Below are 11,860 nucleotides of genomic sequence, written 5' to 3' on the forward strand. Positions count from 1 at the left end.
GCCAGCGATGACACGGGCCAGCAATGACATGGGCCTGCAGAAAGCGGGCTTCGCAAATGATGGGTCCACCGCGAGATTCATTCTGCGGTCGCGAGCGTTTTAGAGAACGACTCGGAAACATTCGGCGAACAAAAGATATCGCCGTGGGGGATTCACTACCGCTGTTCGCGGTAGGTGGTGAAGCTGAGGAAGGCCAGCAACCCAGAAAAAATGACGAATCCGAGGTTCATCAGCATGCTCGCGGATCCGAGCGGCGCCATGTCGCTCATTCCAGCCACGCCCAACAGCAAATCGGCTCCAAATAGCACCAACAGCAAGATGGACGCCACAAGGCTAACTAGACAAAGAGCCTTGGGCATGGACGGGAACCTCGATCAATTTCGGAGAATCAGGATGCAATTGGAGCGGGACGCGTGTCCCGGTTTCGGCGAGACTGTCGACTCGCGTGGCAAGGATAACAAACTCGCCTTCTAGGTTTGGCCGTCAGTATAGTTCAACCAAAAGAAAATGCCCAAGTTCCCGTGATTTCGCCATTTCCCCACGGCACTTCGGTCCGTTTGGACCGGTTGGAACAGTTCTCAGGAGCCAATTCGCCTATCGTTTCAGGCCGAACGATGCGACGATAAAGGCAAGTGCCACCGGAATTTGGACGTGGCGAGAACCGTGCGAATTCCGCACGCATTTGACGGACTGACCCTCTCTCGACAGGCAACCATGCGTCGGACGCTGTTTTTGATCCCTCACGAATTCGCGGGCTGGCCCATTTTTGGGATTGGTTGGGCGTTGCTGTTTCTCTTGATTGCCGTGTTGGCCTACATCGGCTGGGAATCCCGCCGCGGTGGTTTGGGCGCCTCCACCGCCATTGGCCAAATCTCGGGCTTTGCCGTGATGGCCGCGGTGATTCTAGTGGTCGTGGTTCCGAGAACCGAGTTGGTCAACACGCTGGGCGATCCGGTCGGTGTCGCGGTCCGTGGCTACGGGATGTTTCTGATGCTGGCCGCGATTGCGTCGGTTGGCTTGGCGGCTTGGCGAGCCGAGCGTGCTGGATTGGGAGCCGATTCGATTCTGCAATTGGCACCCTGGACGTTCATCGGTGGACTGCTGGGAGCACGCATTTTTTACGTCACGCAGTACTTCGAAGATTTTCTGCGGCCGACCTGGGGTGAAACCCTGATGGCGATGGCGGCGCTGAATCAAGGTGGATTGGTCGTCTATGGCGGATTCATCGGCGGGTTCATCGCATCGTTGATCGCGTTGAAGCGACATCAAACGCCGATCTGGCGAATCGGGGATGTGATCATTCCTTGCGTGTTCGTGGGATTGCTGTTCGGTCGATTGGGATGCTTGATGAACGGTTGTTGCTACGGTGGCGCGTGCGAAGCGGGGCCACTGGCGGTTCGATTTCCGGCTGGCTCACAGGTTCACGCGGAGCAGTTGTTGTCAGGCGAACTGTTGGGCATCGAAGGTCAGCCGGTCGTTTCGGAAGAGGAGCTACCCGCCGGTCAATCGCGAATGGTGGTGGATTCAGTGAGTCCAGATTCGTTGGCCAGCCAAGCGGGAGTGCAGAACGGTGAGACGTTGACGATCGCTTTGGACCCGACCTATCGAGATCAGGTGCCTTTGGATCGGCCCGCGGAAGAAGCCTTGCCGGGCGTTGTGGTGCTAAGAGAGGACGAAGTTATTGCGAGATATTCGCCGAGTGACTTGCCCTCGATTGCGGCTCCCGTTTGGGGCACGCAAATTATCAGCTCCGTGTTTGCAGCGATCATGTTTGTCGTTTTGCTGATTGTGGAACGGATTCTGCATCGACAACCCAAACAAACGGATGATGCCGCGCCGGAGCGAGCTATTTCCGGAAGACGTCGACCAGGGATTTTGATGCTGGTCGGCTTCATCGCTTACGGCGTGCTTCGAATTGTGCTTGAGTGGATTCGCGTGGACGAGAAAGGTCAATTTGGCACTTCATTGTCGATTTCGCAGTGGGTCAGTTTGGTCGTCATCGCGGCCAGTCTGGTGACACTGTTCATTCGTTGGCGCGGTGCAGACTCGACATCGGAGCAAACTCCTGGTGGTGGAAACGCGAAAGTGGTTGGCGGATCGGATGCGGCAGCGGCCGGGATGTGACGAGTCGACGGCAGGTTGCGTTTTGCCTTCATCGAAACCCATTTTGATTGATTGAGATACTTTGAATATTGAGAGCGGTACATGAAAATCGCCTGCTTCAGCACCAAGCCTTACGACGAGCAGTTTTTATCAGCGGCTTCGGACAGATTTGAGCATGAATTTGTATTTCTAGAACACCGGTTGGATGCGTCGACCGTGGTGTTGGCGGAGGGATGCGATGCCGTGTGTGCCTTCGTCAACGACACGTTGGATGCCTCTGTACTCCAGCGACTTCGCGAGGTTGGAATTGGTTTGCTCGCGATGCGATGCGCCGGGGTTAATAACGTCGACCTGGATGCCGCGGCGAAGTTTGGTGTCCGCGTCGTGCGAGTGCCTCGTTATTCACCCCATGCGGTGGCGGAGCACACGATCGGATTGATTTTGACTTTGAATCGGAAGATTCACAAAGCGTACAACCGAGTGCGTGAAAACAACTTTTCGATCGATGGTTTTTTGGGCTTTGATTTACACGGCCGAACATTTGGGGTGATCGGTACTGGCGCGATCGGTCGTACTTTGGCTGGGATCGTGGGTGGCTTTGGTTGCCGCGTGTTGATGTACGATCCATATCCAAATGACGAGGCCAAAAAGCTCGGCGAATACGTCGATCTGGATCGATTGCTGGCCGAATCTGATTTGGTTTCTCTGCAGTGTCCGCTGACCCCGGACACATACCATTTGATTGATGCTGAACGTCTGAGCAAAATGAAACGCGGTGCGATGTTGGTCAACACATCGCGAGGCGGATTGGTCGACACTTCCGCGGCCATTGAAGGTTTGAAGTCCGGCCAATTAGGCGGGTTTGCCTTGGATGTCTATGAAGAGGAATCAGGCGTGTTCTTTGAAGATCTGTCGCAGCAGGTCATGCAGGATGACGTGCTGTCGCGTTTGATGACGTTTCCCAATGTCTTGATCACTTCTCACCAAGCCTTCTTCACGCGAGAAGCGTTGGAAACGATCGCTGAAACCACGCTGCAAAGCATCGACGTGTTCAGTCGCGATGAAGAGTTGGTTAACGAGGTGGTTGCAACACCATCATGACCTTCGCACGCATTCGCAGTGATGAGTGGATGGACGATCCCGGTTTGGATCCAGATCGACATCGACAGGCTTTGGCTGGATTGGCTCGGTTGAACCGAATCAGTTTGGTTTCGCGCGTGTTTTACCCTCGTCTGGTTCGGATGGCGCAGCAACAACCGCAACGACCTCTGCGCATTTTGGATGTTGCCAGCGGCAGTGCGGACCTTCCCATCGATTGGTTGTGTCGAGCCAAGCGACAGGGCATCCGGATGGAAGTCACCTCGCTGGATCGCAGCGAAACCGCCATGGATTTCGCCTTGGAATCGGCCAAGGCTGCTGGTGTGACTTTGGGCACTGTCGTGCGGGATTGCCTGGCGGATGGATTGCCGTCTGGATTTGATGTCGTGACCAATTCTTTGTTCATGCATCACCTAGAAAATTACCAAGCGGTCCGGTTGATCCAGGAAATGTGGCGTGTGAGTGAACGCTCCGTGCTGATTTGTGACCTGGATCGATCATCGGTGAACCTGGCGTTGGTCGCCGCCGCGTCGCGGTTGGTCTCGCGAAGTGATGTTGTTCACCACGATGCAACGGCCAGTGTTCGAGCCGCGTACAGTCGCCCTGAGTTTTCGTCGCTTCTTCGACAAGCGATGGGCTACGACATTCCCGTTCGCATTTCGTTTCCTTGCCGATTCCTTGCAGCGATCGATCAAACTTGCGTGGCAGAAAGGGTGGGGGCGCCTTCACCAATTCTGTCGGGTGCCATTCCGTGATGGGCCCCGCCGAATCAGGTTCCTCGATTGAAGACCAGGGCTTGGGCAAGGTCGCGATCGTCGGCGCGGGCGTGGCAGGTTCTGCAGCGGCAATTCGGTTCGCGCAACGTGGTGCGAAGGTCACTTTGTTTGAGCGATCTGTTTTCCCACGCGAAAAAGTTTGCGGGTGTTGTTTGGGGGCTGCGGGATTGGCGGCACTGGATGCCATTGGAGCCGGCGAATCGATTCGCGATCTCGGCCTGCCGACCAAGTTCTTTCGTGGCTACTTTCAAGTGGCCAAGGCAAGCCCAACGGCGACGCAGGTGACAGAAGAGAAACGGTCGCGTGTTCCCGCGGTACGCATTCCAATTCGTGAGGGCATCGCACTTTCGCGAGCAGAGTTGGATCAGCATCTTTTGACCTTGGCGATCGAGGCGGGCGTGCAAGTGCGGCAGCCTTGCGAAGCCACGATTGTCGCGGAGTCTGGCGAAAGCGTTTCAATCGATGCCGGAACAGGATCGCCAGAGACCTTTGATTTGGTGGTCGTTGCGGCGGGGCTGACCGGGCGTTTTCGACAACGCGATGCGGCGGATCTTCGTTGGCTTGAAACGCCCAATGGCCCGATGGGTCTATCTGCTCATATGAGTCGCGACGAAGCAAAAGAGATTGATTGGAAGTTGGAATCTGGTGAAATCCAGATGCACTGCGGTCGTGATGGCTATGTCGGAATCGTTTGTCTTCCAAACGGAAGTCTTGATATCGCCGCCGCTGTCCATCCTGGCAAGAAGACCCCCTCTGTGATGGGGGGAGGCAAGGTGGCGATCCAGATGAAAACTCTGGCGTTGCTGTTGGATTCGGGACTGTTCGATTCATTACAGTCGCGAAAACTGAAGCTTTGGTTCGCCGAAGTGGCGTGTTGGCAAACCACCCCACCGCTGAGGCGCAGAAGAGTGAGCGGCCGAGGTCGTGTTGTCGCGATTGGTGATGCGGCTGGTTATGTTGAGCCGCTGACGGGCGAAGGAATGACGTGGGGGATTGAAAGCGGTTTGGCGGTGGCTGATTCTTGGGCTTTGTATCGGTTGGGACAGATGACGGCTAACGGTGAAGCCGATTTTGGTGCAAACTGGGATCGTCGAGCAGCGAAGTTTCAAACCCGCCGTCGGTATTTATGTCGTTGGGTCACCGGGATGGTCCGGTATCGACCGGCTCGCTGGTTAGCATGTCATGTTCTACGACGTGCTCATTGGTTGGCGACTCCTTTCACTCGTAGTCTCGCAAACGGCCCGCGTTTCGACGCAACGTCCTCCATCCATCGCACCGCATCGAGCTTCGCGGACGCTTCTCTTCGGACTCACGTCTCGTCATGACTGCCCAGATCTTATCGATTGCGACGGCTCAGCCAACGCACAAGGCCGACCTTGCGTTCTCAACTCACTGCGCCCAAAGCATGTCATGCGAGGACGAATCGCAGGCCGTGAAATTGGCCAAGCTGTATCGTCGAACCGGGGTCGATACTCGCGGAAGTGTGTTGGTTGAAAAAGGCGATGCGGGCGAGCTGACACAATCTTTCTATCCTCCGATGCAAGATGGTGGCGATCGCGGGCCAACCATGGCCACTCGCAACGAACGCTATGCTGAAGAAGCACCCGCATTGGCATGCCGAGCCGGCCAGGGGGCGCTGGATGGCAGCGGTATTTCACCGGACGATGTCACGCACGTGGTCACCGTCACTTGTACCGGATTCACCGCGCCGGGGATCGATGTGCAATTGATTGACAAGCTCGGCTTGCCAATCACGACCCAGCGAATTCAAGTTGGGTTCATGGGCTGTCACGGTTTGGTCAACGCACTTCGGACCGCACGTGGTTTGGTTGCCGCTGATTCCGATGCGGTCGTGTTGATCGTTTGCATCGAACTTTGCAGTCTGCATTATCAGTACGGATACGATGCTCAGCGGATTGTGTCGGGATCTTTGTTTGCCGATGGTTCCGCCGGTTTGATTGTCGCCGGCGATGACTGCCCCGCGTCAGGAGTCGATTCACCGCTCGGCGAAATCGTTTTGGTAGGCTCCTGTTTAATTCGCGACAGTCATGACGCGATGACGTGGCGGATCGGTGACAACGGATTCATCATGACGCTCGAAGCCAGCGTGCCCGGATTCATCGAAACACTCGTGAGTTTCTGTGTGCCTTGGTTGGCGAAGTCGGGATTGGATTTGGATTCGATCGGTGGCTGGGCGGTTCATCCCGGCGGCGTTCGAATTCTGCAGTCGGTCGAAACCGCGTTGGAGTTGCCGTCGGACGCACTCGATGTTTCTCGAGAAGTGCTGCGAGAACACGGCAACATGTCGTCGGCGACGCTGGGATTCGTGTTGCAGAAATTCCAGCAGCAAAACGTTCCCGGTCCCTGGTTGATGCTTGGTTTTGGTCCGGGCCTGGAAATTGAAGTCGCCGTCGTTCGCTGAGTGCTATTCCTGCAAGGACGTCTTCTGCTCCCTCAGGTCTTCTGACGGGGCGTCTGGGCGGTTATCTTGTCGGCATGAATATCACCAAATGCATTGACTCAGCCGGCCAAACTCGCGTTGCTTTGGTCGAAAACGAAAGCTTGGTTCCGTTGCAAATGACGGCGGAGCTTCCCACATTGTCGGCAATTTTGGCGGCGGAGAATCCCGCGGCCGCGGCAGGATCTTTGGGGCGAGATCAGTCCATCGCGATCGATGATTCAACGCAGTGGTTGCCACCGATCGATCAGCAAGAAGTCTGGGCGGCAGGTGTGACCTACAAACGCAGCCAAACGGCTCGGATGGAAGAGTCCGAAGCGGCCGCCTCCTGCTACGACCAGGTGTACAACGCCGATCGGCCGGAGATCTTTTTCAAAGCGACGCCGTCGCGGGTCAGCGGCCACAAGCAACCGCTTCGCATTCGAACGGATGCCAAGTGGAATGTGCCGGAACCTGAGATCACGTTGGTACTCAGTCCCTCTTTGAAGATTGTCGGATTGACGGTCGGCAATGACATGAGTTCACGGGACATCGAGGGTGAAAACCCTTTGTATTTGCCTCAAGCGAAGTGTTATGACCAATGTGCGGGGCTGGGGCCTTGGATCACATTGATGGATGAACTGCCTTCGGCCGATGCCATCACCGTGGACCTGAAAATCGTCCGAGATGGAAATGTCGTTTTCGATCAGGCCACATCGGCGGCTGAGATGGCCCGGAAGTTTGAAGATTTGGTGCAGTGGTTGGGACGTGACAACACGATGGCCGACGGGGCGTTCTTGATGACCGGGACCGGGATTGTTCCCACTAGCGACTTCACGCTGCTTCCTGATGACGTTGTAAACATCACCATCGGTGGCGTGGGAACGTTGTCCAACCGGATTGTTCAAGGTGCGGCCTCCTGAATCGAACCCGCAGGTTGAATCAGCCTTCACGCCGCTTCAGCAGTCAGCAACGCCGGTCGAGCGATTGCCGCTGGCGTGTTGGTTGAATGTGCTGTCGCTGGATGCGGTCTTGGTCGCGTTGCTTTGGCAGTTTGTTTTTATCTTTTCGTTTTGTGGTCGAACGCCACGCTGGTACGAATCATTTGTTTTGGCGTCGGTCGTTTGGTTGATCTATGTCGCCGACCGGTTGCTTGACGGATCGCGGTTGGACTTGTCGAGACCGCACTTGGTTCGGCATCGAATGCATCACCAATTCGCGTCTGTTTGGGTGATGGCTTGGATCGTGGTGTTGCTGATCGCCAATTCTGTCGTGGTGCTTTGGATGGATGCGGCGGTGATCCGGATGGGGTTGCTGGTTGCAGCATTGGTTCTGGCATACGGTGCCGGCGTTCATTTCTGGCCGGGACGTGCCACGGTCAGGCGTGTTTTCGCGAAAGAAGTGCAGGTCGGTGCGATCTTCGCTGCCGGAGTGAGCTTGATCAGTTGGTTGGAAGCCCCCAGCGTTTCGTTGGGGTTGGCCTGCGTCGCTTCGGCGTTGCTGTTCACGGTGAACTGTTGGGCAGTGGCGGAACGCGAATCGGTCGCGGATCAAAACTACGACGCGTCGCGTGCGGGAAAGCCTCGTCGCGAACTGGTGTCGACATCGGGCGTGGCGGTGTTCGCTGTGATCGGTGGATTTGCCGGTTGGTTGCCTTGGTTGGTGGTGGTTTGCTTGGTCGGCGGATCGACGGCGTTGTTCGCGACAAGTTGTTGTTGGAGATGGCAGGGGAAGGCTCTGACCGAATGGAGTCGTTGGGCGTCGTCGGCTGATGTGCGGCTGCCTTGTTTTGATCGATGGGTTCCGATGGCGGATTGGTCGCTAATGGTTTCGCCGCTGATCTGCTGGGCCATCGTTTGAGCGAGTCAGCCCAAGGATATGACCGCTTGGCTCGGTGGTATTGGTTGCTGGAAAAGCCGGTCTTTCGCAATGACCTGCAACACGCACGCACAGCGTTGTTGCCTGAATTACCACCGGTCCATCGAATGTTAATCTTGGGCGACGGCGATGGACGTTTGCTGGCGGAAGTCTTGCGGGCTCAGGTGCAGGTCACCAGCGTCGAGCAAAGCCGGGAGATGATTCGGCTTCAGCAAGAGCGGGTGAGCCGGCTGGATGCTACTGATCGGGTTTGCTTTGTCTGTGCTGATGCGACGCGGTGGGATGCCGGCGGAGAGACGTTTGATTGTGTCGTTGCGCCGTTCTTCTTGGACTGTTTCACCGAAGCGGAGTTGCGTCAGCATTTGCCGCGTTGGTTGAGTTGGGTCGAACCGCGAGGTTGGTTCTATCACATTGATTTTGTGATGCCGGCGTCAGGATGGCGACGCGTGCGAGCGGCGTTTTGGAGCCGGGTGATGCATGTTTTCTTTGCTTGGCAAACCGGTCTTTCGTCAAAATCGTTGGTCGCGGTGGAGCCGTTCTTTGGCTCCGATCAATGGAGTGTTCAGCGAACCAAGCTGCTCAATTTCGGTTTCCTTCAATCGCGTCTGTATCGCCGATTGACGGTCGAAGACATTGAAGAAGACACAGGGGGCGAATCGTCGTCGGAAGTGGACCGCTAGGATTGGCACTTGCGATTTTGGGACTCAGCCCCGACGATACGCGACCGCCTATTGGCGGGATGTGAGTTCTTTTCGCTTTCGAAACGCTTTGTTTTTGCCGAGAACCGGCACGTGTTCATGAATGATTCCACCCTTGATCCTCCTGGTTCCATCGTTGTGATAGGCACCACGGAGTTGGGGATTGAAGCGGCTTTGTATGGTCGTTTCCTCGGGTACGATGTGACTTTGGTCGGCGGCGCGGATGCGTGGGCCGACCGTCCCAATGCTGACGATTTGGTTCGGCGAATTGGACCGACCTTCCGCGGCGATTGGTTTGACCGGCATTGGTTGGACGGCCGTGAATTGTCGGAATGTTGGGACCTCGCGTCGCCCATGCTGCCCGATCGCAGTTTGTCTTCTTTGGCATTCAACGCGATCGCGGCGCAACGCGGTGACGAGATTCCCGCGGCATTGCCCGTGACCATCAGCGAATGGATCCGAGATGGGTTGCTCGCCGTGACCCGTTCGGACTTGTTGCGAGGTCGTGTGTGGCCAAACGTGGTGGTGACATCGGTCGAAGCAGTGGACGTTGTTGACGAGCCCGATGAAGAGTCGGAAGCTGACGACGAGCAGGATGGTTCGATCCCGCCTGACTACTTGTTGCAGTATCAGAATGATGGTGAAGCGGATGACAACGTACCTGAATCGCAACAGTGCGAATGTGTGATTGTGGCTGGGTTGCCGGAGAGTGCTCGCGGTTTTAGCAAGCCCGCTGCGGATGAATATTGGTTTGAGCTGACGGAACCTGAGACCAACAACGCCGAAGAAATGTTGCGGGAAGGCCAACGCCAAATCGCCGCCATCTATTCGCAGTTGATGGGGCGTGAAGAGTTGGACTTGTATCGACCGCTTCGGGGTTAGTTGGCTTTCCTCGAAGACGCTCGTGTTTCGCTGGGTTGCAGTGATGCAGCCCATGCGAATCGTGGAGGGGCCTTGCTGACGCGGCGGGTTACGAAGTGGAAAGATCCTGCTCGGGTTGTGTTTCGGCGGGGGCTTTCAAGTCGATCACCGGGCTGCCCCACTGGACTTCCATCGGCTCACTGCAGGAATTGCAATTGGTCGTTGTGCCCATCATGGTGTCGTCGATCACCTGAGGCGTGTCGCAGTGGGGACAGGTGACTCGGATCATCCCGCTTGGTTCGGTCATCGCATCGAGTTGCGCGTCCGTCAAATCTGGGATCTCAATGTCGGATGGCTCGAGTGTTGTCAGTAGTTCTCGCGTGATTTCGGTTGAACCCGCAATGCGGTTGGCGAGCCGCCGAACGCTGCGTTCAAACGAGTTGCGTGACGTCCGGCCGTTGCCGAAGTGTCGGTCGCGATTGAAGTAAAGATGCGTGAAGCCTCGCAACAGTCGTCGTCGGCTTTCGGTTGGAATGACGTACTGAGCTTTCGCGGCGATCAGTTCAAAGATCCGGCACAGGGCCTCGGGATCGTAGTCGTCAAAGTGCATCGTTGTGCCAACCCGAGAACTCAGGCCCGGGTTGCTGCGGATCATCTTGGTCATTTCTTTCGGGTAGCCGGCCAAGATCACAACCAATCGATCGCGTTGATCTTCCATGCGTTTCAGCAGCGTTTGGATCGCTTCGCGACCGTATTGGTCTTGGCCGCTTTCATCGATCAACGTGTAGGCTTCGTCGATGAAGAGAACCCCATCGAGGGCTTCGTCAATCTTGGCGTTCGTCTTGGGGCCGGTTTGGCCGGCGTACTCGGCGACGAGGCCACTTCGGTCAGTTTCGACCAAGTGGCCTTTTTCGAGCACGCCCAGTCCTCCGTAGATCTCGGCGATGATTCGCGCGACCGTGGTTTTGCCTGTTCCCGGGTTTCCGACGAAAGCCATGTGCAGGCTGGGTTTGGTCGTCGGCAGGCCTTCTTTGGCGCGGTGTCGTTCCATCGCCAGGAAGTTCGCGAGCGTTTGGATTTGATTCTTGATCGCATCCAATCCGATCAAGCGATCCAGTTTTGCTCGCGCTTCGGCCAAGCGTTCTTCCGGCGTGCGATCGTCTTGTTCGGCGGTTTCTTTGGCGGGCGTTTTGGCTGGTTCGGTGGATGCGGGTGATCCGCCGCCGGCGCGGGTGGGCGTGGGCTTGTTTGCGGCGTCGTGGCCGGTTCCTTCACGCAGCCGCTTGGCTTCCGAACGCAACCAAGAAATCGCTTCGCGTGCGTTGTCCAGGTCGGCTTGATGATCCACGGTCGGTGAATCAGATGGCAAGGTCGGCGCTGTGACGCTGGTTGGTGACTTCGCGACCTGCTTGGCGTTTTCTAGCCCGTCGAGCATCGATTGCAAACGCGAGCGTTCGAGGCTGCTGTCATCGCCGTCGACCATCGCGATCAAATGGGCCATCCGAGTGGCGGCCGTGATGACTTCGCCCCATCGATCGCGAAGCGATGGCAGTTCCAGGAATGGGCGGGTGACTTCGTACCAAGAGAAGCCTTCGGCGGTGGTGATCAGCCAGTCGATCGCTTCGTGCAGTTTGCTGCCTTGGACGGTTTCGCCCCAGACATGTTCCAGAAGGATGCGGCCGAGTTGTCGTTGTTCCAGATTTCGAGCGCTGCTGGCGGGCACCATCGTGGCGAAAACCTTCATCACGAATCCTTCGTGCAGGTCGGCCATCTGTTGTGGCATGTCGCGTTTCTCGACGGAGGCGGAAGCGTCCTGTCCCGCCAGCCAACCGTAGCTGCCTTCGGCGATTTCACCCGATTCGACGAACAGATTCAGCGTTTGCTGAAGGGCTTCGCGATACAGCCGAATGGATTGCAGGATCGCGTCGTCGCTGGGGGAACTCATGGCTGGAATCCGAAGGGGACAAGGGCATCAAAAAGACCGTCGTAAGTATTTGGAAAACAATGGC

General features: G+C 56.7%; 11 protein-coding genes. 9 read left to right on the forward strand and 2 right to left on the reverse strand.

The genetic code is table 11. From position 1 onward, the window contains the following. Positions 1–155 precede the first annotated feature (155 nt). Complete coding sequence (locus tag RE6C_RS31740) at positions 156–359, reverse strand: hypothetical protein (RefSeq protein WP_011122042.1); 204 nt, start codon at positions 357–359, stop codon at positions 156–158. A 355-nt stretch (positions 360–714) separates the two neighbouring features. Here RE6C_RS31740 and RE6C_RS16160 point away from each other — a divergent pair, with 355 nt between their 5' ends. The 9 genes from RE6C_RS16160 (at position 715) to RE6C_RS16200 (ending at position 9,872) form a co-directional block, all read left to right on the forward strand. Continuing rightward, positions 715–2,124 (forward strand): prolipoprotein diacylglyceryl transferase, encoded by a 1,410-nt coding sequence (locus tag RE6C_RS16160; protein ID WP_390175922.1) that lies wholly within the window; start codon positions 715–717, stop codon positions 2,122–2,124. A gap of 81 nt (positions 2,125–2,205) precedes the next feature. Then, entirely contained in the window at positions 2,206–3,204 is a 999-nt protein-coding gene (locus RE6C_RS16165; RefSeq protein ID WP_008658192.1) for a 2-hydroxyacid dehydrogenase, read from the forward strand. After that, positions 3,201–3,956 carry a methyltransferase domain-containing protein gene (locus RE6C_RS16170; RefSeq protein ID WP_008658193.1) on the forward strand — a complete coding sequence of 252 codons (756 nt, stop codon included), beginning with the start codon at positions 3,201–3,203 and terminating at the stop codon, positions 3,954–3,956. Before RE6C_RS16165 ends, RE6C_RS16170 begins: the two co-directional genes overlap by 4 nt. Further along, entirely contained in the window at positions 3,956–5,302 is a 1,347-nt protein-coding gene (locus tag RE6C_RS16175; RefSeq protein ID WP_008658194.1) for an NAD(P)/FAD-dependent oxidoreductase, read from the forward strand. Before RE6C_RS16170 ends, RE6C_RS16175 begins: the two co-directional genes overlap by 1 nt. Further along, the gene (locus tag RE6C_RS16180) at positions 5,299–6,399 is read left to right on the forward strand and encodes a type III polyketide synthase (protein WP_008658196.1); all 1,101 of its coding nucleotides are present in this window, start codon (positions 5,299–5,301) and stop codon (positions 6,397–6,399) included. Before RE6C_RS16175 ends, RE6C_RS16180 begins: the two co-directional genes overlap by 4 nt. Before the next feature lie 74 nt (positions 6,400–6,473). Beyond that, on the forward strand, positions 6,474–7,337 hold the full coding sequence (locus RE6C_RS16185) for a fumarylacetoacetate hydrolase family protein (protein WP_008658197.1): 864 nt from the start codon (positions 6,474–6,476) through the stop codon (positions 7,335–7,337). Beyond that, a complete protein-coding gene (locus tag RE6C_RS16190; protein ID WP_008658199.1) occupies positions 7,324–8,274 on the forward strand; it encodes a hypothetical protein in 951 nt (316 codons plus the stop codon). Before RE6C_RS16185 ends, RE6C_RS16190 begins: the two co-directional genes overlap by 14 nt. After that, positions 8,271–8,972, forward strand: a complete 702-nt coding sequence (locus RE6C_RS16195; RefSeq protein WP_039962300.1) for a class I SAM-dependent methyltransferase — start codon at positions 8,271–8,273, stop codon at positions 8,970–8,972. The genes RE6C_RS16190 and RE6C_RS16195 overlap by 4 nt, the downstream gene beginning before the upstream one ends. Before the next feature lie 51 nt (positions 8,973–9,023). After that, on the forward strand, positions 9,024–9,872 hold the full coding sequence (locus tag RE6C_RS16200; protein WP_008658201.1) for a hypothetical protein: 849 nt from the start codon (positions 9,024–9,026) through the stop codon (positions 9,870–9,872). A gap of 88 nt (positions 9,873–9,960) precedes the next feature. On the opposite strand, the gene RE6C_RS16205 is transcribed toward RE6C_RS16200, so the two are convergent. Beyond that, positions 9,961–11,796 carry an AAA family ATPase gene (locus tag RE6C_RS16205; RefSeq protein ID WP_008658202.1) on the reverse strand — a complete coding sequence of 612 codons (1,836 nt, stop codon included), beginning with the start codon at positions 11,794–11,796 and terminating at the stop codon, positions 9,961–9,963. Positions 11,797–11,860 lie beyond the last annotated feature (64 nt).

This window comes from Rhodopirellula europaea 6C (assembly GCF_000338295.1).
Taxonomy (GTDB): domain Bacteria; phylum Planctomycetota; class Planctomycetia; order Pirellulales; family Pirellulaceae; genus Rhodopirellula; species Rhodopirellula europaea.

Coding starts and splice junctions, on each gene's coding strand:
- RE6C_RS16160 (WP_390175922.1), top strand. CDS start 715: ATGCGTCGGACGCTGTTTTTGATCCCTCACGAATTCGCGGGCTGGCCC.
- RE6C_RS16185 (WP_008658197.1), top strand. CDS start 6,474: ATGAATATCACCAAATGCATTGACTCAGCCGGCCAAACTCGCGTTGCT.
- RE6C_RS16180 (WP_008658196.1), top strand. CDS start 5,299: ATGACTGCCCAGATCTTATCGATTGCGACGGCTCAGCCAACGCACAAG.
- RE6C_RS16170 (WP_008658193.1), top strand. CDS start 3,201: ATGACCTTCGCACGCATTCGCAGTGATGAGTGGATGGACGATCCCGGT.
- RE6C_RS16175 (WP_008658194.1), top strand. CDS start 3,956: ATGGGCCCCGCCGAATCAGGTTCCTCGATTGAAGACCAGGGCTTGGGC.
- RE6C_RS31740 (WP_011122042.1), bottom strand. CDS start 359: ATGCCCAAGGCTCTTTGTCTAGTTAGCCTTGTGGCGTCCATCTTGCTG.
- RE6C_RS16165 (WP_008658192.1), top strand. CDS start 2,206: ATGAAAATCGCCTGCTTCAGCACCAAGCCTTACGACGAGCAGTTTTTA.
- RE6C_RS16205 (WP_008658202.1), bottom strand. CDS start 11,796: ATGAGTTCCCCCAGCGACGACGCGATCCTGCAATCCATTCGGCTGTAT.